This is a genomic window from Roseateles aquatilis, from assembly GCF_002205645.1.
GTDB classification, from domain to species: Bacteria; Pseudomonadota; Gammaproteobacteria; order Burkholderiales; family Burkholderiaceae_C; genus Roseateles; species Roseateles aquatilis.
The window spans coordinates 76758-96590 of record NZ_NIOF01000020.1 but is presented as its reverse complement, the minus strand read 5'-3'; the positions used below and the strand labels follow the sequence as shown (position 1 = coordinate 96590).

The window sequence follows — 19833 nt, the reverse complement described above, 5'->3', positions numbered from 1 at the left end:
CAGGGGCGATCTATCGAGCGTTGCCGGGGCGATCTAACGTGGACAACCTTTGCTGTCCACGAGCTTGTCCACATCAGCCGAGCTTCTTGGCGAGATCCTCGGCCCTGGGGTGGTAGTACCGCTTGAGCATGCGCAGGTCTCGGTGGCCAGTCATCGCCGAGAGCTCCAGGACGTTCGTGAGCTTCTCAGCCAGCCGTGACGCAGCCTCGTGCCGCGTGTCATGAAAGTGAACATCCTCGAGGAACCCCGGGATGGGCCGGCGCTTGGCCTGCTTGCAGTCAGCACGGTACTGCTCTTGAGCACGCTCAATGGCCCGCGCAAAACCCTTTCTCAGTGCCAACGCCGTTGTCGGGAAGACGGCCCCTGTGCGCTGAACCTCTGCCTCTCCCTCAACATCCTCGTCGGCTTCTGGTGTTGGCAGCGCCTTGAGGATGGCCACAGCCCGTGTAGACAGGGGCACCGTTCGCGAGTCGCCGTTTTTGGTGTCGGGCAAGTGAGCGGTCTGGCGCTCCAGGTCCACATTTTCCCAAGTCAGCGAAAGCAACTCCCCCCTCCGCATGGCCGTTTCAATGGCGAGCTTCACAAGAGGCAACAGCCACGGGTTGCGAGCTCCTTTGCTGAACGTTCCATCGACGAGGCGCTCCCCACCAGTCAGCGCAGCCAGCAGGTAGGACTCTTCCTCAGACGAAAAGCGGCGATCCCGCGCGCGCGCTTTTTCGGGACGCTTGATGGACCGGATCGGGTTTTCGACGTGGATGTCCCACTCACGCCGAGCATGGTTGAATACGGTCGAGAGCACGTCGATTTCGCGGTTGACGGTCCCCCCGGTCACCTCCTTGAGTCGGCGGTCTCGCCATTTGGCGACCTCCGCGCTTGTGACGGCAGTCATCTTCAGGCCGACCAGCGCTTGGTCGCGCAGGAGCACATCGATCTTTACGGACTCGATGGCCGCCGACTTTTTAGAGGGGGTGACCTCGCGTCGATAGCGCTGAAGGACTGCGGCAAGCGTGGTTTTGTCTGCTTCCCGCCTGTCAATGAAGCCTGTGGTCTCCTGTTCGCTCTCGACCATGCGAACCCACTTCTCCGCGTCCTCCCGGTAGGTGAAGGTGCGCGACTGCTCCGGGAAGCCCTTGCGCCTGACCTTGGCCCGCCACTGGTACTCCCCGCGCTTTGTGATCTGCCCCATACGTCTCCCTGATGGCCCAATGGCCCAAGAATGGCCCAAATAATCAGGAAGCACCTTAAACCACCAGTAAAAACGGCACAAGGGCTATGCGTTCGGGACGTAGAGGCCGGAGGTTCGAATCCTCTCACCCCGACCAGATAAATCAACGAGTTAGAGCGTTCGAGTTCGACTCCTTGAGACCCGCGGGTAACACCCGGGGAACACGAAGGCCCTCACGCGAGGGCCTTTTTGCTTTGTGCGGCGTGTCCCGGGCGCTGCGGGGATGGTCCCGCGATGGTTGCCTTCACGACACAGACCCGCCGCTTCGCCGAACAGCTCCGCGATGCCGGAGAGACCGACCTCTCGGAGTTCGGCTTCACGCTGAGCGCGCTGCGCCTGCAGATTGCCTCCCTGATCATGGACTGCCCGCCGCGCAGCCAGGAACAGGCCTGCAGGGCCGCCACGCGCCTACTGGACAAGGCCGACCACGGCGACGACATCAACGCCGCGAACGTCTCCTGGCTGGTGTCACGCCCAGAGCTCCGACCGTTCAGCCGCGAACGAGCAGGCCGGTGCCCAGCCAGCGAGCGACTGGCGGCCCTGGCCGCATGGAAGTGGATCGACCTGGCCGACACCATCGGGTCAAATGCCCTGACGCCCGCGCAACGCATCATGGTCGACGCGGGCCTGGCCGTCGTGACGACGCTGACCTTCGAAGCGATGGTGGCCGTCATCGGCGAGTTCGACGACCTCTCACAAGACCAGCGCGACAAGGCCGACAAGTTGCTCAAGCAACAAGCCTCGATGCGCGCGCACGCCGGGCGCGAGCAGAAGATCGCGCCGATCAAGCAGCGATTGGTCGCAGATGCCATGGCGCTGCGCGGCGAGAGGACCAGGCGCCACGCCGCCAGGCTCGTGCTGCAGCGATTCGCAAAGGCCACGCCGGGCGCCGCGCCGTCGCTCCCGACACTTCGAACGCTCGAGGGCTGGCTGGGACAAGCCGGATGGATCCCGCGCGATTCCAGCGTCTGCGACGCCGAAAAATAGCAGTCCGCGCCGCAGACGGGTCTTCTGCCGCCCACAGCCCCCTTGGCCGCGGCACGGCCGGCGATTCGAATGGGCGTCATGTTCAACGCCGCATCGAATCCATGACGCAAGCATCGCTCGCCCGCCAACCGCTCCTCACGCCGGAGGAAGTCTCCGCCCTGCTCCGGGTACCTACCACCACGCTGGCTGTCTGGCGCAGCACTGGCCGCGTCAAGCTGCGGTTCGTGAAGATCGGCCGCCTGGTCAGATACCTCGCGGCCGACGTCGAGGCCTACATCCTCGGCGCCCTGCAGGCCGCGTGAAGCGCTCGGAGCTCTACGCCAAGGTCTGGGCGACGCCGGTCCTGAAGATCGCGGCCGAGGTCGGCATCACCGGCACCAGGATCGCGGCGATCTGCAGGCAGCATGGGATCCCGACACCACCGCGCGGCTACTGGGCCAAGCTGTCGGCGGGGAAGCAGCCGCCGACCGTGCCGCTGCCGAGCCCCGAGGCTGACTACGAGATCAAGGTCGGCGCGCCCCAGGGCCGGCCGAAGCCCAGCGCCTGGGTCGCGCCAGGCTTGCTGCTGCGCCCCGCCGTTGAAGCGCTGGTCGATCCGGAGCCCGAAGCAGCATCTGATGACGATCATCTCGAGCCGTGCGTGCGTGAAGCGCGGCCGAAGATCCAGCGAGTGCCGGCCAGGCCGGCCGGGCCCAGCTTGCCGCCGTCTGCCGTGCAAGTCGACCTGGAACTGGTGCGGGCTGCCGCGGCAGAGCTGCAGGGCATGCAGGCGATCCGCGAGCTGCTACAGGCTATCGCAGCACGCGCGGTCCACGCACCGGCGGACGACGCACAGCGCATCCTGGCCTGGGCCGCTGCCGTTCGCGAGAAGCTGGAGGCGCATGACCCGGTGGCTGCTCTGCTCAGACTCGCCGCAGAACAGTCGCAGGGCCAGTCGCGTGGCCCCTGATTTGCGCCTCACACGTCCCACGCTCGACATCTGCAAGTCGGTACCTGATTCGCCTGCGCTGGAGCCGCTCGAACGGCACGAACGGTAGCCAAGGAAGCGCGGAGAGATCGTTGCGCCGCCAGCTGGCCAGCGTTCTGACCGAAACGCCCAGTCGCTTCGCTGCCTGCTTGGGCATCAGCAGTTCCTGTTCCAAAAGCATCGTTGTCTGGCCTATCGAGTCGGGGCTCGCTCTTGCTGGCCGGCGAGCATCGCCTGCAGCACCCAGCGTTCCCGGTTGGAGAGCTCGCGCGGGCTGCCGATGGTGCGCACGAAGCGGGTGAAGTTCTTGCCGGAGGCGAACTGGCGGGCTGCCTCGGCGCGCGCCTCGGGCGTGGGCGCGCGGGCCAGGCGTACGAACTCGGGCGACGCGAACATCTTGTCCGCGGCCTCGAAGGCGCCAGACTTGGGGCCGCCGCGCAGCGCGCTGGCGATCGCAGCCGCGGTGCCCGCGCCGGGCATGCCGATCGAGCTGGTGAAGGCCTCCGCGGCGACACCGCCGGTCGACTTCGCCGCGGCTTGGTAGACCCGTGCCATCAGCGTGTCGGCCGGCTCGAGCTGCTTCTCGATCGCCCGCATGCCCTCGCTGAGACGGCCGGTCGTGATGCGCTCGCGGGTGGCCTTCGAGATGGCATTCGACACCGTGTAGAGGTCGCTCAGCCCGCGCCGCGCCGAGGCGGGCAAGTTGGCCATCAGGGCGTGGTAGGCCTGACGGTTCTTCTGCAGGCCCTCGAACCAGCGCGAATAGCTGCCGAAGTTGATGCTGCCGTTGCGCGCGCTCTTGCCGAACGCCGTCGCCAGGCCCGATGCGACGACCTCCTGGCGCATGTTCTCGGGCACCGACCGCATCAGCTGCACGAAGCGCGAGGTGTCGCCTTTCGACAGGCCGGTGATCCCCTTCGACAGATCGCCGACGATGGTGCCCTCAAGCTCGCGTCCGAAGAGCGCCTTCATGTCGTCCTGCACGCCCTTGTAGGCCGCCGCTGTCTTCTGGGCCAGGTCCCAGGTGTCGCCCATGCCGAACTTGCCGGCGGCAGCCTGCTGATCCTCGCGCAGTGCGCCCTGGAGCATGTCGACCAGACGGTCGTCGGCGTCCTTGAAGGCGCCCGCACGCTTGAACTTCGCCGCGGTGAGATCTCGCCGCACATCGTCGAGCAAGGCGTAGGTGGGTTGCTTGACGCCGTCCGTGGCGCCGGCGGCTCCCTTCACCGGCTTCGGTGCGAGCTTGGCGAGGATCTGCTTTTCCATGCCCGACAGGTACTGCGTGCCGCCGAGGTCACCGGCGCGCTGCTCGATCATCGCGATGACGTTAGTCGCCGGCACCTCGGACTTCGCTGGGACCGCTGCACGGACCTTGTCGTAAAGCGCATCCGCCTTGCCCTTGAGCTGCTCGCGCGTGGACGCCAAGGCCCCCTTGACGCTGGCATCGAGCGTGCTGAGGTCGTGCGTTCCGCCGATCTCGGTGATGAGGTCGTCCGCGCGCTTGGCGACCTGCTCGAGGCCCTGCCGCTCGGCTGCACCGCTGGCCGAGCCAGGCACGGACTTCAGCACCTGAGACAACTCCCGGAACGCCTGGTTCGTCGTGACGTGGTCAGGCTGCAGATAGTCCTCGATCCCCAGGCGCTTCGCTGAGGCCATCACCTCCGGGTCGGGCGCCGCCTCCCGCGCCACGGTGCGCTGAGCGCGGCCAGAGCCGATGCCGCCAGCAGCCGCTCGCCGAGTCGCCTGGCCAAGTTCTTCCGGTGTCAGGTTGGCAGCCGACGGCGCTGCAGGCGCACCCGGCGCGAATTCCGCGGCCAACGCGGCAGGCGCCGGTGCAACTGCAGGCGCGCCGCCAGGGGCCTGGATGAGTTCGTCGGCCGGCACGAAGGACTCGCGGCCATTCGCTTCGACGCGCGCGTACATGCGACCGTCCGGGCCGGCCTGCGGTTCGATCCGCTTGAAGACGACCGGGATGTCGGTGTCGGCATTGCGCCAGAGCATCGGGGTGCCAGCAGCCTGGGCGTCCTCGCCGGCTGCGCGGGCAATTGCTGCCGAGGGCGACGGTGCGCGAGCAGCGGGCTCCGCACGTGGCGGCGCTGTAGGTTCGATCGGTGCGGAGCCGTTGCCGATTGGTCGCGCCTCCGGGGCAGTCGTCGGGGCCTTGTTGGCAGGACCGGCAGCCTGAGCAGCGGCGCCTGAGCCGGGGGCTTCTGCGGCAACCTGCTCAGCCCGACCCAACACGCGCGCGACACCGCTGCGCACCGGGCCGGCGACGGCGCGCACGGCATTCACAGCAGCGGGCAGCACCGGCGCAAGCGCCGCGGCCGTAGCCACCTCGCCCGGATTGAACTCGCCCCCGGTTGCCGCCTGGCTGGTCTCGATCGCGGCCTGGGTCAGGCCTGCACCGACAGCCATGCCGGGCAGCGTGACGGCTCGGCCGGCCGGCGTGAAGGCGGCAACGGCACCAGCGGCGCGCGGGACGTCACCAACAGTAAAGCCTGGCGGATAGACGTAGTCCTTGCCGTTGGTCGGTGAAGTGAAGATCCAGTTCCCTTTCCCGTCACGGCGCTGCGCCATGCTCGGAAAGTTCGCCTTGAGGATCTGCGCGGTCTCGTCAGGTCCGGAAAGCAGCGTGCCGAGGCCGGCCTTGGCGCTGGCCATGCTGAGCTGGTTCATCTCCGGCATGCCGGTCCATTCGGGCAGGGACTGCGACTCGGGAGTCGCGCGTTGCGCGCCCGTGATGGCTTCGCGCACATTGCCGGGGATGTCGGCGAGACGCTGGAGCACGCCCTTCTTCTCCATCGGGTCGCCGAGCAGCGCCTGCATGTCCACGCCCTGGGGCAGCTTCCACAGGCCGGCGCGCACGTCGTGCTCGAAGTCGCCCATCTCCTGCGCGGTCAGGTCGCCGTTCGCGAATGCCGTGAGGAGCTGCGGCGGCACCTCCGGCACACCGGCTGCCGCGGCCTGCGGCTGCAGGCTCGCGCCGCGCGGCAGCATGATGCGGCCGGCGTTCACGTCGTCCTCGAAGTCCTTGCGCTCCTGGGACGTGAGCTGACCGCCCTGGTAGGCCTGGAAGACCTGGGCGATCTGCGAAGGCTGCGGCTTGCCGACGCCGAGTGCGGCCGACACCCGGTCGAAGGTGCTCTGCCCGGCCGGCGTGGGCTGCATCGGGTCAGGCCCGGGCGGCAGCGTCGTCGTCGTGCTGGGCCCGGCATCGGCGACGGCCGCCGGCACGGCGCCGACCACGCGCTGGACATAGGCCTTGGTCTTCTGCCCCCAGTTCGTTCGATCCGTCCCGCCGATGTACTCGGCCACAGCCAGCGGCGCGCTGCCGCCGTTCCGGTCCATCGATTCCTTCAGGAGCCGGCCGGCGACCTCGGCCGCGTTCTCGGGCGACAGGTAGGGGTCGACGCCGTACTTGTCGATCGCGGCCTTGCGCGTGGCCGGGATGATCTGGAAGGGCGTGCGGGCGCCGGCTTCGCTGACCTGGTCGGCATTCGAGCGCTCGCCACGCGTGAGCACCGCGACGAGCAGGCCCTTCGGCAGGCCCAGCTTCTGCTCGGTGCCGCTGGCCAGATCCGTCCAGAACGGGTCCTTGAAGCTGTTCGGGGTCTCGACGGCCATGCCTCAGTCTCCGTATGGCAGCGGTTCTGCCGCGGCCGCGCCAGGCGCAGCAGGTGCAGCAGCACCTGGCCGCAGCACGCGCATGTAGCTGCGGTTCGTGGTCTGCGCCGCGGCATCGAGCAAGTTGGCCTTCGCCGCGAAGTACTTGCGCGCGAAGTCGTTGAACGTGGTGCCGGCCGGTACCTTGATGCCGTCGATCTCGATGTCCTTGGGCGTCTTTCCCAGGTGGCGCACCTCGCCGGCCCACTCGGCCTTCGCGTTGTTCAGCACCGCGTCGTAGGCGCTGAGCTTGGACATACCGCGCAGGTAGGAGGCCAGAACCTCGGGGCTGGCGTTCGCATCCGGGATGCCGGCCTTCGCGTTCTCGATGTCCTTGTCAGAAGCTGGCCCGGGCGGCAGGAGCTTGATGACGCCCTGCGAAGCCATGCGGGTGTACTCGCGCTTCAGGGCGCTGATCGTGTCCTCGCTGCCGGTGGCTCGCTTCAGCCATTCCTTCGCGCCGGAGCCAGCGCCCCAACTGCCGCCGAGCTGGTCGATCTGCGCGGCCAGCTGCTGGTACTGCTGCACGGCCTGCTCCGAGGAGACGGCGCCCAACGTCGAGTTGTTGACCAGCGTGCGCGTGTCGTCCGGCAGCTGGCCGAACCTCTGGTTCAGCTCGGTGAGCTTGAGCTGCATGTCGGAGGTCAGCCGATCCTTGTCCAGGCCGAGGCGCGCCGCGCGTTCCTCGATCTGGCTGCGCGTATTGGCGTTGTTCCAGGCGCCGGTCTGCAGCTTCTGCGCTTCGGTCTGCGGCGCGACGGCGGCCGCTGCCGTCCTGATCTTGGCCTCGGCCTCGGCCGTGTCGGCATCCGCCGCAACTTTGCGCACCTCGTCCGGTCGTGTCTGCATCTTCAACAGGGACTCGGCCACCGCCTTGCCGTTCTCGTTACCGTTGAGCAAGGCCAGCACCTTGCCGAGCGCGAACTCCGGATTTGCGCCAGCGACTTTCGCCAGGTCGCGCGTCGACCGAGATTCGTCGGTGGGGCCGCCTGCCGTGTTCTCGATTGCATCAGCCTTGCGGTTGAGCATGTCCACCACGATCTGCGGCTGACCGTTCACGAGGGCGGCGCCGTACTGGCCGAGGTCGGCGACGAAGGCCTTCTGCTGTGCGTCATTGCGCGCCGTCCAAGCCCGTTGGATGCCCTCGGAGGACTTCGGGTCAAGCAGCATCAGCTTGGAGTAGTCGGCAGCCGTCGGATTCGGATTGGTGGCGAGCGTCGTGTAGGCCTTCTGCAGCATCTGTTGCTGCTGCAGCGCGACCTGCTGCTGTTGCTGTTGGAACTCATCGTTGCGGATCGCGGCGCCGGCCTGGTAGCCCTGCAGCGCGGCCTGGAACGGCGTCTGCACGTCGATGGAGTAGTTGATCGGGTCCATCAGAACTTGCCCCCCAGGCCACGGTAGGCACCGAAGGCGCTGCCGATCGCGTTGTACATGTTCGACTCCTGCTTTCCCTGGTTCAGGTACGCGCCGGCTTGGGCCGCGCCCTGCTGCTGCAGCAAGTTGGTGATGTTGTTGCCGGTTGCGATGCCGGCGTTGCCGACGCCGGCCGCCGCGTTCTGGCCCAGGCTGGTCAGGCCGCCCAGCTTGGCGTACTGGTCATTGATGGTCTGGGCGAGCAGCTGCGGGCTGAACTGCGCCAGGGCCGCCTGGGTGTTACCACCGCGGAGGCCACCGGTCGCGGAGGCGTTCTGCAGAATCGAGTTCGTGCCCTGCTGCAGTTGGGCCTGGAATGCCGCAGAGTTCTGCAGGGCGTCGATGGCCTGCTTCTGAGCGTCATTGCCATTGAAGCCGAGCAGGGTCTGCTGCGCCTGGAGCGAGCCGTTCGGCCCCGTGCCGGCATCGACATAGGGCTTCAGCAGCGCCTGGATCGCCTCGAACTGCTTGTTCTGCTGGGCGATGCCGGCATCGGCCGAGGCCTTCTGCGCGTCCGCCGCCTTGTTGCCAGCGCTTCGCTGTGCGTCGGCTGACGCGATTCCGCCGACAGCGATTGCAGCAGCCCCGATGGCCGCGCCGACGGTGGTCATGCGGGCAGCGAGCCCCTCGGCTTCCGGCCAGTGCCGCGTGCTAGATGAGCTTCGCATAGAGGCGCTCCACGGGCTTGTAGCCCAGACGTTCGAAAAGGGGGCCTTGATCGAGATGCAGCTTCACGCCAGTGAAGAGCTTGCGCACGCCGAGCCTCTTCAGCTCGCGCTCGACCGCCTGGAACATGCGCATGGCCGTGACGCCATGGCGGCACTCGGGCGCGATCCAGTACACGTCGGTGATGCCGTGAAGCGTCGAGCGGTAGTGCAGGTGCGAGGAAACGAGCGTCACGTGGTAGCCGATCAGCAGCCCGTTGCGGCGCGCGGTGACGATATGCAGGCCGCCGGCCTCGTCGAGCTCGGAGTACTTCGCCTCGTCGATGTCGAGCGGTACGTCGGCGTGGTTGAGCGCGATCTCGCGCCAGTGCCGCACCAGCAGCGGCAGCATCTCGGCGCGCAGGTGCTTCCACCGCTCGACGCGGTAGAACGTGCCCGGACGGGTGACGCCCTCGGCCAACGCGGCGACCTGGGTCTCGATGGCGCTCATGCCGAGCACCTCGCGTCCATCACCAGGTGGATGCGGTCGATCGCGCTGTCGTTGATGACCTCGTGCTCGAGGGCGTTGTTGAACCAGAAGACCGCGCCAGTCTCCCAGCTCGCCCATTCGTCGCCGGCGCGGAACTTCACGCCCTCGGCGCTCTGCAGCACCAGGTGGAAGCGGCTGTAGTAGGCGCAGTGCTCGGGCGTGTCCGGGTGCGGGTAGATCACGCCGCCCGGAGCGATGCGATTGATCATCACGCGGCCCAGGCGCTCACCGCGCACAGCGGCGAACATCGTCATGACCAGATCGCGCGCCTCGGGCAGCTTGGTGTAGGCCGGGTAATCGCGCGACTCGTGCTGGTCGTAGCCCGGCAGCTGGTTGGCCTTGTAGAGCGCCACCTTGCGCTCTTGCTCGGCCTGGTCGTCATCGTCGAAGACGACCTTCTCCGGGAAGCGCAGCATGATCGAGTCGACCATGCCGAACGGGCCCTGCGGGTAATGCCGCAGAAAGGTGTCTTCCGTCCAGAGGTCGGGGCGACGATTGATCGCCAGCATCAAGGGCGTGACGTTCACGCCGGCGGCGATCCGCTGAAAGTTCCGCATCGTTCATCTCACTTCTCCGCTTTCGCGGGTGCTGTGAGCTGCTGGCGGCTCTTCGATCTCAGCGGGCCGGCAATTCGCCGGTCGAATGCGCGGATTGTAGGCTGGCGCGCCCCAGCACTGGAAGCGGTCAGGCGCGCGCTATGGTCGGCCGTGCGCCGGCGAAATGGCGTCCGATCATGTCGGCCATCAGGGCCAAGGTCTCCTCGGCGGTTGCTGCCTTGCCATGGCCCTCGTCAGCGCCGCTGGCCGTGGTGACGATCCAACTCACGAAGTACAGCTTCCAGACCTCGGTCTCGAAGAACACCTCGAGCTGGAGCCGCCGGCCATCGCGGTCCACATCGAGCACGACCAGGTCGGGTTCCATCAGCAGGTCGGCCGGCAGTGCCCGAATCGCGTCCGCCTGCTCCGCGAGCAGCACCGACAGCTCGGCCAAGCGAGATCGCGCTTGATCCTGGCCAGCGCTATCGCGATCAACGTCCCCCTCCTGGCGGGCCCTGGTACTCGCCTCCGTAGCCAAGACCATGTCAGTGAACTTCATCGCCCTCTTCCCTTGCTCTTCGTTGCGCCAAGACCTTCAGCTGGCCGAGCAGCGCGCGATGCTCTGCCATCACCGTTCGCAGCTCCCGCATCATCTCGCGAACGCGCGCCCGCTTGGCGCCGCGGTACCTGTTGTTCCGACTGCGCTCCTTCCCTTGTTCGGTACGCGGGCCCGTCGACTGCTCCCACGGCCGCCAGGAGCGGATCAACTCGGCCTGCCGTGCCCGGCGCTCCGGGGTCCATCCTGCGGCCATCTGCTGATTCCTCGAATAGTTCGGTTGGCTGAAAATTGTGCAGCGCCGGTGCGGGCGCGGGCAAATTGGCTGCCACGCCGTTGTTCACCTGCTGCTGGCCGCCATTGTTGATGTTGGCCTGCCGGGCGAATACCAGCGGTGGGTTCTTGATCGCGGCTAATGTCTCCAGCGTCGCGCGGCATTGGCCCTGGGCCTTCAGCGCCAGACGCATGTACTTGTCGGTAGCTGGGAGGTGCTCACCCATGTTGATGTAAGCCCTGCGCCCCAGCTCCGCGAACATCGCATTGAGGGCCGCAGCCTGGCCCAGCAGCATCGCTTCGACTGCGGCCAGGTCACCCTTGTTCACTTCTCCGAGCGAGACGCGCAACGCGCGCATGGTCTCGGTGATCCCGATCTCACCGCCAGTGTTCTCGCTGTAGCTCTGCATCAGCACGGCATTGGTGAACAGGCCTTCAACGGACAGATCCGCCAGCAGCTGCTCCTCCTCGGCAGGATTGCCAACGAGCTGCATTACCTTCGGCCCCGGCGCCGTTGCCGTCGCCAGCCGCGGCGCCTTGGCGGCCGGAACAAGAGCGGTGCCCTGCGGCGTGCCGCTGCGCGCCTTTCTGGCCTTCTTCATGCAACCTCCGCTTGTGCCACGAGGGTCCGGTAGAACGCGTGGCGCACCGCCGGCACGCTGCCAGCGACGGCCCGTAGCTCGCATGTTCGGCAGCACAGGTGGGCGCCGCCGCGCTGCCAGGCCGAGCGGGCCGCGGCGCACACCGGGCATGAGGGAAGGATGCCGGCACAAGTGGCTTCGGCATGCCGCACTTCAGTGGGAATGATCATGCGCATCGCTCGCGCCCTTCAATGCGGCATCGCCGGGTCGTAGAGGAAGAAGCAGTCGAGAGCCAGCTTCTCGAGCGTCTGGCGTGCTGCCGCGTACGCATCGAGCAACGCCTCTGATCGCCGCGGCTCATCAGTCCAGAGATGGGCAATGCCCAGGGATCGATCTGGCCATTCGACGAAGTAGGTCAGCGGCACCTTGGGATCCACGAGCAGTGGCGTCATCAGGGCCATGCCGCGCACCCACGTCTGGTCAATGCCTGCAAGGCGCGGATCGGAGACGGCAACGTCGAAAGGGGAACACAGCGTTGCTGATTCGATGACGGCAAGCGGTGTGAGTCGCGGGCCGATCATGAGTCGAATCCTCCGCGAGATCCAAAGTCGCCCGAACTGGCAATGCTCTCTTTCGAGATCTGCCAGCGTTGGTAGTAGCCCTGAAAGTCCAGGCCCAGGCGAGCGCCGTCCTGACCGTTGCGCAGCTTGGGGACCGACAGCGCGATCAACTTGCGATCTTCGTAGACCCGTACCTTCCAGAGGAAGACGATGCCGTCCGCGTCTTGCTCGATGGCGCCGGAATCACGCAGGTCGGCAAGCGTCGGCTCGGGCGTGGCTCGGCTCTCCACCTTGCGATTGAGCTGGCTCAGCACCAGCACCGTCAGCTTCAGATCCTTGGCCAGCTTCTTCAGGCCGCGGCTGATCTCCTCGATCTCTGCGTTGCGGTTCTCCGTACGCGCGCCGCGCGCGCCAGCGCACAGCTGGATGTAGTCGACCACCAGCACGCGCAGGCCGTCTCGTCGCAGCGACATTGCCTTGGCGCGGATGTCCTGGAGCGTGAGCGCGGCCTGGTCGTCGAAGTAGAGCGGCAACTTCGCCAGCGCATCAACCGCCGCGCCCAGGCGCGACCACTCTGCATCCGTCAGATTTCCATTCTGCAGCCGCGAGAAGCCGATGCCGCCGAGGTTGGAGACCGCGCGGTCCGTCAGCTCGTCGCGTTCCATCTCCTGGCTCAGGAACAGCGCGACGTGGCCAGCCTTGGCCGCGGACAGAAGGATCTGCTCCGACAACGACGACTTGCCCACGCCGGGGCGCGCAGCAATGACGATGACCTTCCCCTCGCGCAGGCCGCCGCCGAGGGCCTTGTCGAGCTCTACGATGCCGGTCGACACGCCCGGCGGAACATTGCCGGCGGCGAGGTCGTTGTAACGATCGCAGCTCGGGCCGAGCAGGTCGGTCACACGAACTGGCATCGAGCGCAACCCGGTCTGCTGAAGGCTGGCGAACTGCGTGGCAATGCGGTCGACCTTCTCGGCATAGCTGCCGTGCCCTGACGCCACGGTCAGCGCTTCATCCGCGGTCTGCATCAGCGCACGGTGCGCAGCCTTCTCCGCCACGATCTCGGCATAGCGCCGGACGTTGCTGGCGCTGGGTACGCTCTGCGCCAGCGCGTTCAGGTAGGCCAGGCCGCCACATTCTTCGACCTGCCCCTCGGCTTGCAGGCGCTCGAACACGGTCACCACATCCGCCGGCTTCTGCGCCAGCACCATGCTGCCAATGACCGAGAAGATCGCACCGTGCCGAAAGTCGAAGAAGCTCGCCGGCTTCAGCAGGTCCGCGCAGCGATCCCACGCGGCGTTGTCGATCAGCAGGCCGCCCAGCACGCTCTGCTCTGCCTCGGCGGACCAGGGCAGTTCGTTCACATCCAGGCGCTTCATGCCGGCGCTCCCTGCAACTCAGCGCGTTGCACCCGCTGCGCCTGCTGGCCGGTCGTCGTCAAGGCGTACTCCTGGCCGTCGAGGAACCAGAGCTTCAGCCACCCCTCGCGGACGGCCTTGCGGAACACGGCGCGCCAGTCGGTGTAGGTCTTCTGCTTCTCACCCTTGACGGGCTCGGCGGTGTATCGAGCCTTGAACTCGGCCCAGGCCAAGTGCAGAAACTCGCGCGGCAGGCCGATCTGGTCGGCGTACCTGAACACCGGATCATCGGCGGGGATCGCCTTTTCGCCCTTGACCTGAACAGCATCCAGCCAAGCGCGCAGCGGCACTTCCTGACTCCGCTTTCGCGTCTTCGTCTTGGATGGGGTGGGAGGCTTCTCTTCTGACGGTTCTTGACGGTTCAATGATGGTTCGGGTGAAGTGGGCTTCAGGGGTTTTGAGCTACCGGCTTCACCCCCTTCGGCTACCGGCTTCAGGGTGACATCCGCTTCAGGGGTGACGGCCGCTTCAGGGTCTGGGGGTGAAGTGGGCTTCAGGGGTTCGGGGCCAACAGGGGGTGAAGTGGGTTTCACCCCTTTCGCCTCGGCCAGCGTGATGCGGTACAGGTTCGTGCCGCGCGGGCCGGCGTTGCGCCGGACCTCCAGCTCGCCGCTCACCGTCAGCTTGGCCAGCAGGTGGTTCGCGTTGCGATCGCTCATCCTGCAGCGCTTCGCCAGCGTGGGCACCGACGGCCACGCGACGCCGCGCGCGTCGGCATGGTCGGCAATGGCCAGCATCATGAGCAGCTCGGTGCCGCCGTGCCGCGAGTTCTCCCAGACGAGGTTCCAAACGCGCACGCTCATGGTCGCCTGGCCCTCCGGTGGGTCTCGGGCCCGTTCGCGACAGCGTCTGCCTGCCGACAAGACTCGATGAGGCGCCGCTGCGCAGCCGGCGTGAAATCGTGCAGCGGAGCCCAGAAGCACCCTTCCGATGTCGACCAGACCACGGCGAACAGGCCGCATGCGTTCACCATGCCCGACGGATGCCAGAGGCCACTGATGTCGCGAGTGGTGAGCCCCGGCCCTGGGCATGGATGGACGCGCTGGGGAGGTTTCGCGAGGCCGAAGAGGGAAAAGCGCGGGCTACTGGATCGTGCCATTCCCGCTCCCAGGCAAAAGCCGCCAGAGGTTCGCGTGCTTCACGCACTGCGCGAGCTGCTCCTGCGCCGCGCGCTGCTCGACCATGAGCTCGTCGACGCGGTGTGCCAGGTCGCCAGCTGCGGCCGGCTGGATGGCATCGAGCGACGCCCTGCGCAGTCGCGTCAGCGGCACCAGGTGCCACTCGTGCAGTTCCTGGTCCGCGAGGTGAGGAAGCACCAGAGCAATGGCATGCGTGCCGAGTTCGAAGCGGGCCCCGGGCAGTTGGGCAAGATGAAGCCCGGCGACGGCAAAGTCGAAGTCGTCAGCCGCCGACCAGAGCCAGATGAGGAATGGGCCGGGTCGTAGGAAGCACGCCGCCCGGTACTGTTCCCAGGCGGCGCGTGCAGCGCTCTCCGTGTTGATGCCATGCTCAGCCTGCATGCGTGCCCCCGATCTGCGCGAGGAACGCGCGCACGTCGTCAAGCGTCTGCAGTTGCTTGGTCAGCGCCCAACGCGTGATGACGTAGGCCTCGCCGGCAGCATCAGCTTCGACCCGGTCGAGCCGAAAGCCTCGCAGCGCCGCGCTGGCCTGCAGCGTGGCGAAGGCCTTCAACTCCTGATCTGCGCTTGCCGCAGCCGGCACGGAAGTGAGGTTTTCTGAGGTAGCGGCAGTCGCGGATGATGTTGCAGGGTACAGCGCCGCTGTCGCATACTCCCCCAGCACACTGCTTTCTCGATCCCCGAGGCCTCGAACCGTTCCAGCGGTCGGGGCCTCTTCATTTGTGGCGTGGCCTGCGGCTACGCCTGGCGCGTCGCTCCTTTGATCCATTGGCAGATCTCAGGAGGCATTGCAGAGGTTCTGCTCGATGAAGGCGTCCAGGTCCTGACGGCGATAGCGGACCTGGCCACCGACCTTCACGTAGGTCAGCTTCTTGCGGTTGGTGGACCGCCAGACCTGCAGCGTTGCCGGCTTGAGAGCCAGGTACGCAGCGGCCTGCTCGGTGGTCATCAGGCCAGAAGGCGCGATGCGTTCAACGACTTGGGAATTGGTTTGGGTGCCCATCGTTCCGATCCATTCGGAAGTTTTCGATGGGGTGAAGCATCCGAGGATGACCCTGGGCCAATCAACCCTGGGCCTTGGGCCAACTTGGCCCAGGGTGGCGGCCCAGGGTGGAGCATCCACCTCTGCGATCAGCCAGCGTCGACGATATGGCCGTCCGAGCGCAGCCGTTTCCAGGCCTTGTCCAGCACGTCAGCCGAGTAACCCATAGCGTGCCGGACCGCCTGCTTCGCTTCCGACGCCTTGCCCGGCGGCGCCTTCGGTAGCTTCAGCGGATCGAAGCCGAGGTCGCGCAGCTTCTGCAGGACCGCCTCCTCCTGTGCGCGCTGAGCCGGCACCGCACGGATCGGCACGACGACAGCGCCGGCCGCTGGTGGTGCAGACAGGGTCAGGCTCCGGATAAGCGCTGTCAGCTCCGCAGGACGCACGACGATCACAGCTCCGTCCGGCAACTCGTGCAGGGGGAAGTAGCGTCTCGCGACAGTCACCAGCGGTAGCTTGCCGCCCCTTGGGCCTTCAGCCTCAATGGAGTGGTCGACCGCCACACCTCGAATGTCGAGCTCGACGAGGGCCGCCCAAAGGCACTCATTCGGTGTTGTCAGGAAGAGGCCGGCCGGGCTGAAGCTCTCCACTGTCGGGCCACCCAGGAGCAGCTGCATGCGTCGCTCGATCTCGATGGCCCCCTCGCCGGCCAAACTGAGGTCCCAAAGACCGTCGATCGCCTTCGGCTCCCCACCGAGGTCGAGGATCGGCGCACCAACACCATCGAACTCGAGCTCCGCCGTTCGCGTCTGCCCCAGGCGCGCCAGCGCTCCTCCGCTGGCAAAGCGGACCGACACACGCAGCGCACCGTCGAGCGCGAGCTGCAGCACATCCGCCGGCCGTACCGTTTCCTCGAGCTCACGCTGGAGATGCGCCGCGGCATCCTCCAGGGTGACCCATTCTTTGAGCGCCAGCAGCTTGCCCATCAGGAGCGCCTCTTCACGATGAACTCAACCGCGGTTTGATCGCTCTTGGTCAGGTTGCACGGCGCGCAGGCTGCAACCAGGTTCGCGGGGTCATCACCGCCGCCCAAGGCCCGCGGCAGCATGTGCTCGACGTGCCAGATGCCGTCCAGCTGCAGCGGCGTGTCGCAGTAGTGACAGCGTCCACCGCACTTCGCATAGATGTCGCGCCGGCGCTTCGAGATCGGCCGGTGCCGGTCCACGACAGGGCGCTCCTCGAAGAGTGCGCCAGGCCACAACTCCACTTGGCGCGGATCGTTCCCCTGAAGCTGCGCGCGCTGCAGCTCGAGCAGCGTGTTGGCCCGGATGGCAGCCCGCGCGTCGTCGAGCGCGCCGACCTTGTCGTCGGCCAAGCTCAGCACCGCCCCACTGGCCGGCTCGATCACCATGAACCGCACCGCGTGCAGGCCCCGCATCACGCAGGGAATGGTCGCGAGCACATAGCGGCCAGCCCCGAAGACGCCGCCGATGATCGGACGCTGGAGCAGGCCGTTCATGATCAATGCAACCGCGGTGCATCAACGGTTTGGACCAGCCGGTCCACGCGGGCGACGCGCGCCATCGAGAGGAAGCGACATGCACCTGGGCGCGTCTCAACGCCGAGCGCGCCGTCCGTTTCCAGGACCTCGAGCGGAGGAACTGCGGTGGCAAGTCGCACGACGAAGGGCTTCGTCTCGCCTTTGACCCACAGTGCGACGACCTCGCCTCGGAGCGCCCGCCCCGCGTCAGGGTCGAAGATCGCGAACTGCCCGTCGGTGACAGTCGGCGCGAGCTGGTCGCCCAGCACCTCCATCGCGTAGGCGTTCGGACCGCCCTGGGAGGTTTCGACGGTGCGATTCGGCGCAGTGGCGCGGTTCGCGGCGGTGGTAGTCTTCTTGATAGCCATGGTCACCTCTTCAGCAGGTGGTTGTGGTCAGGCCTCGGTTGCTGTTCCCGCAGCTTCCGGGGCCGCTTTGCCTCAGGGCCGCTGAGGCGCCGGTATCCGTCAGGCCGAGCTGCGCAGCGCGACCGGCTTGATCTTCAGGCGCTGGGCGTTGCGGCCGAGGACGTCGTCGAGCGTGGCCATGTGCTTCGCACCCGCAGCTTCAGCGCATGCCAGGTGGAGCGCGTCGCCGGCGCGCAGCGCGCTCGCGGCATCCAGCACCAGCTCGGCGGCGCGATGAAAGTGCGCGGGCTCGACCGGCAACAGCCGGAGATCGGCAGCCACCATGCGCTCGAAGCGCGCCCAGGCACCTTGAGCCTGCTGCGCGTCAATCGCGCCGGTGCGCTGCTTGATGCCCAGGGCGCTCGCAAATTCCGGAATGCACCAGGCCGCTGCAACAAGCTCGCCCTTCTCGCGCGAGTACCAGTCTGCAGCAGCCGCGCTGTGCGGCTCGTTCAGGAACAGCGGCACAAGCACGCTGGTGTCGACGTAGACCATCTCAGTACCGGGCACCGCTGCGCATCTCTTCGATCACCGGTGCGCTCATCGGCATGACGCTGCGCGCCTCGGTCAGCTCCAGGGAGAACGCCTTGCGATCCCACTGCGCCGGCCGAATCGACAGCGAGCCATCCACGGTGAGCTGCGCCTCGACGGTCGCTCCTTCGCGCAGGCCGAGCCGGCGCACGACCTCGGACGGAATCCGCAGGGCCAGGCTGTTGCCCCATTTCGCCACTTGCAAGTCCATGATGTATATCCTTTCGTGTTTCTACATACTACGCGACGGGAGCGAGATGTCAAGCGGCACCAGCATTGCCACCCGGCACCTTCTTAACCGCCTTGCCGGCGCGCAGCGGAATCACCTTGGCGGCAACCTTCACGCCAGCCGCATCCAGCATGGCGGACGTCGCCGTCTCGACAGATGCCCGCACGGGGTCAAGGTCGAGCTGGGCGTAGATCTCGGTCGCCTCCGACGTCCGATGCGCCAGCGACTTGCCGATCAGCAGAAGCGAGGAGCCGATCCGGGCCTGCCAGCTGCCATTCGTGCGGCGCAGGTCGTGCGGGATGAGGTTATCCAAGTCCGTGGTCTTGAGCAGCCGGCGCCAGGCCGACGAGAAGTCGGTGATGTGGCCAGACTCGCTCCGCTCAGACGGGAACACGAACTGCTCGCCCTTCGAGGGTGCCTGGACCACCTTGGCCTGGCGCCGCGCCGCGACGGCAAGGTCCGCCATCTCCCGGCGTGCCCGCAGAATCTCGACGGCCTCAGGTGTCAGCGGTGCGACGTGAGGGTCACCGTTCTTCATGACCTCACCGGCAATCGTCCACTCGCGCCGGTCCAGGTTCAGTTCGTCCCACCGCATGCCAACCACGTTGGCGCGGCGCTGGCCGGTGAACAGCGCGATCAGGATGGCATCGCGCAGCGTGCCGTTCGGCTCCTGGGCGACCGCCTCGAAGAAGGCCTGCATCTCATCCGAGCGCACGAAGCGAGTGCGGTCGACCTGCTTGAACTTCTGATGACCGGACGCAGGGTTAGGTCCAGGGAAGAACGCCCGCATGGAGTTCATGGCGAAGAAGTACATCGCCCGCAACAGCTCGAGGGCCTTATTGGCGCTCCCCTTCCCGGTGATGGGCTTCGCAGCCTTGCGCACCACTTCAGGCCTGAGCTTCGGCACAGGCCCATGCCGCCGGATCGCCTGGCGCGCATCAATCTCGGCACGCTTCGCCCGCGCGGCCGCCTCACGCTCTGCCTCTTTCTCGGCGCGCCGCTGCATGATCTTGGCGGGCAACGCCCGGTGCCATCGCTCGACATCGACCGCCGCCACCTCGGACAGGCGCCGCCGAGCCCACATCGGCTCGACGTAGTAGTCCCAGACCTCCTTCGTCGACTCCGGGGACTTGTTGGTGGCCTTGATGTCGGCGTAGTAGGCCTCCCACAGCTCGGCGACGGTCATCTCGCCCTTCCTGGCCCGTCGCGCCGCCGTGACGCTCTTGCCCGTCGCGAGCTGGCCACCGAGCTCGCGCGCCCGGTTCCGCGCCTCCTCCGGCTTGACCAGGGGGAACTTGCCGAAGGTCTCGCGCTCCGGCTTGCCGCCGCCCTTGGGCCGGCCGACGAACGAGAAGGTCTTCACGCCCTTATCCGTGACGCGCAGGTACAGGCCCTGGACCTTGGTGTCCTTGTACTCATCGCGACCGCCCGCTGGGGCTGGCGGCAACACCTCAATCTGCCTGATCGTGAAGTCCAGCGCTTTGGCCATCTGCTCTCCTGGGTAACGCCCGGGTAACAGATTAGCGTAAAAGTCCGAAAGCTGCATAGAGCCAGATTCGAACGCCACCATGGAGAAATAAACGGTTCGAATACTTGCGAAATGCCAGTTAACTATCTGCTCACTTCGTTCGG

23 protein-coding genes are annotated in these 19833 nt (G+C 66.9%); 3 read left to right on the top strand and 20 right to left on the bottom strand.

Annotation, left to right across the window (positions count from 1 at the left end; genetic code table 11):
- Positions 1 to 73: 73 nt before the first annotated feature.
- The gene (locus CDN99_RS26130) at positions 74 to 1186 is read right to left on the bottom strand and encodes a site-specific integrase (RefSeq protein WP_088388360.1); all 1113 of its coding nucleotides are present in this window, start codon (positions 1184 to 1186) and stop codon (positions 74 to 76) included.
- A gap of 273 nt (positions 1187 to 1459) precedes the next feature.
- On the opposite strand from CDN99_RS26130, the gene CDN99_RS26125 reads away from it, so the two are divergent.
- The 3 genes from CDN99_RS26125 to CDN99_RS26115 all read left to right on the top strand — a co-directional run bounded on the left by CDN99_RS26125 (position 1460) and on the right by CDN99_RS26115 (position 3161).
- The gene (locus tag CDN99_RS26125) at positions 1460 to 2212 is read left to right on the top strand and encodes a hypothetical protein (RefSeq protein WP_088388358.1); all 753 of its coding nucleotides are present in this window, start codon (positions 1460 to 1462) and stop codon (positions 2210 to 2212) included.
- Between the two features lie 101 nt (positions 2213 to 2313).
- A complete protein-coding gene (locus CDN99_RS26120; RefSeq protein WP_088388356.1) occupies positions 2314 to 2514 on the top strand; it encodes a helix-turn-helix domain-containing protein in 201 nt (66 codons plus the stop codon).
- Positions 2511 to 3161 carry a hypothetical protein gene (locus CDN99_RS26115; RefSeq protein ID WP_088388355.1) on the top strand — a complete coding sequence of 217 codons (651 nt, stop codon included), beginning with the start codon at positions 2511 to 2513 and terminating at the stop codon, positions 3159 to 3161. The genes CDN99_RS26120 and CDN99_RS26115 overlap by 4 nt, the downstream gene beginning before the upstream one ends.
- A 210-nt stretch (positions 3162 to 3371) precedes the next feature.
- On the opposite strand, the gene CDN99_RS26110 is transcribed toward CDN99_RS26115, so the two are convergent.
- From CDN99_RS26110 to CDN99_RS26015, 19 genes are all read right to left on the bottom strand, one after another.
- Positions 3372 to 6803 carry a transglycosylase SLT domain-containing protein gene (locus tag CDN99_RS26110; protein WP_088388353.1) on the bottom strand — a complete coding sequence of 1144 codons (3432 nt, stop codon included), beginning with the start codon at positions 6801 to 6803 and terminating at the stop codon, positions 3372 to 3374.
- A gap of 3 nt (positions 6804 to 6806) precedes the next feature.
- Positions 6807 to 8216, bottom strand: coding sequence for a hypothetical protein (locus CDN99_RS26105; RefSeq protein WP_088388351.1), 1410 nt, complete (start codon positions 8214 to 8216; stop codon positions 6807 to 6809).
- Positions 8216 to 8866 carry a P22-gp17 family phage DNA ejection protein gene (locus CDN99_RS26100; RefSeq protein ID WP_088388349.1) on the bottom strand — a complete coding sequence of 217 codons (651 nt, stop codon included), beginning with the start codon at positions 8864 to 8866 and terminating at the stop codon, positions 8216 to 8218. The genes CDN99_RS26105 and CDN99_RS26100 overlap by 1 nt, the downstream gene beginning before the upstream one ends.
- Before the next feature lie 40 nt (positions 8867 to 8906).
- Complete coding sequence (locus CDN99_RS26095) at positions 8907 to 9410, bottom strand: GNAT family protein (RefSeq protein WP_088388347.1); 504 nt, start codon at positions 9408 to 9410, stop codon at positions 8907 to 8909.
- Complete coding sequence (locus CDN99_RS26090) at positions 9407 to 10006, bottom strand: aspartyl/asparaginyl beta-hydroxylase domain-containing protein (RefSeq protein ID WP_088388345.1); 600 nt, start codon at positions 10004 to 10006, stop codon at positions 9407 to 9409. Before CDN99_RS26090 ends, CDN99_RS26095 begins: the two co-directional genes overlap by 4 nt.
- A gap of 127 nt (positions 10007 to 10133) precedes the next feature.
- A complete protein-coding gene (locus tag CDN99_RS26085) occupies positions 10134 to 10439 on the bottom strand; it encodes a hypothetical protein (RefSeq protein WP_141101001.1) in 306 nt (101 codons plus the stop codon).
- Between the two features lie 101 nt (positions 10440 to 10540).
- A complete protein-coding gene (locus CDN99_RS26080) occupies positions 10541 to 11416 on the bottom strand; it encodes a hypothetical protein (protein WP_088388341.1) in 876 nt (291 codons plus the stop codon).
- Positions 11417 to 11643: 227 nt separating this feature from the next.
- Positions 11644 to 11976, bottom strand: a complete 333-nt coding sequence (locus CDN99_RS26075; protein ID WP_088388339.1) for a hypothetical protein — start codon at positions 11974 to 11976, stop codon at positions 11644 to 11646.
- Complete coding sequence (locus CDN99_RS26070) at positions 11973 to 13334, bottom strand: replicative DNA helicase (RefSeq protein ID WP_088388337.1); 1362 nt, start codon at positions 13332 to 13334, stop codon at positions 11973 to 11975. Before CDN99_RS26070 ends, CDN99_RS26075 begins: the two co-directional genes overlap by 4 nt.
- Positions 13331 to 14176 (bottom strand): helix-turn-helix domain-containing protein, encoded by an 846-nt coding sequence (locus tag CDN99_RS28520; RefSeq protein WP_158218973.1) that lies wholly within the window; start codon positions 14174 to 14176, stop codon positions 13331 to 13333. Before CDN99_RS28520 ends, CDN99_RS26070 begins: the two co-directional genes overlap by 4 nt.
- 279 nt (positions 14177 to 14455) lie before the next feature.
- Positions 14456 to 14893: a hypothetical protein gene (locus CDN99_RS26055; protein WP_088388334.1), complete on the bottom strand. Its 438-nt coding sequence runs from the start codon at positions 14891 to 14893 to the stop codon at positions 14456 to 14458.
- The gene (locus tag CDN99_RS26050) at positions 14883 to 15065 is read right to left on the bottom strand and encodes a hypothetical protein (RefSeq protein WP_088388332.1); all 183 of its coding nucleotides are present in this window, start codon (positions 15063 to 15065) and stop codon (positions 14883 to 14885) included. The genes CDN99_RS26055 and CDN99_RS26050 overlap by 11 nt, the downstream gene beginning before the upstream one ends.
- Positions 15066 to 15290: 225 nt before the next feature.
- Positions 15291 to 15515, bottom strand: a complete 225-nt coding sequence (locus CDN99_RS26045) for a helix-turn-helix domain-containing protein (RefSeq protein WP_088388330.1) — start codon at positions 15513 to 15515, stop codon at positions 15291 to 15293.
- Between the two features lie 128 nt (positions 15516 to 15643).
- On the bottom strand, positions 15644 to 16480 hold the full coding sequence (locus CDN99_RS26040; protein ID WP_088388328.1) for a hypothetical protein: 837 nt from the start codon (positions 16478 to 16480) through the stop codon (positions 15644 to 15646).
- Positions 16480 to 17013, bottom strand: a complete 534-nt coding sequence (locus CDN99_RS26035) for an HNH endonuclease (protein WP_088388326.1) — start codon at positions 17011 to 17013, stop codon at positions 16480 to 16482. The genes CDN99_RS26040 and CDN99_RS26035 overlap by 1 nt, the downstream gene beginning before the upstream one ends.
- 2 nt (positions 17014 to 17015) lie before the next feature.
- Positions 17016 to 17402, bottom strand: a complete 387-nt coding sequence (locus CDN99_RS26030; RefSeq protein WP_088388324.1) for a S24/S26 family peptidase — start codon at positions 17400 to 17402, stop codon at positions 17016 to 17018.
- 99 nt (positions 17403 to 17501) lie between these two features.
- The gene (locus CDN99_RS26025) at positions 17502 to 17936 is read right to left on the bottom strand and encodes a type II toxin-antitoxin system VapC family toxin (protein ID WP_088388322.1); all 435 of its coding nucleotides are present in this window, start codon (positions 17934 to 17936) and stop codon (positions 17502 to 17504) included.
- A 1-nt stretch (position 17937) separates the two neighbouring features.
- On the bottom strand, positions 17938 to 18183 hold the full coding sequence (locus CDN99_RS26020; RefSeq protein WP_375134467.1) for an AbrB/MazE/SpoVT family DNA-binding domain-containing protein: 246 nt from the start codon (positions 18181 to 18183) through the stop codon (positions 17938 to 17940).
- A gap of 49 nt (positions 18184 to 18232) precedes the next feature.
- A complete protein-coding gene (locus tag CDN99_RS26015; protein WP_158218972.1) occupies positions 18233 to 19690 on the bottom strand; it encodes a tyrosine-type recombinase/integrase in 1458 nt (485 codons plus the stop codon).
- Positions 19691 to 19833 lie beyond the last annotated feature (143 nt).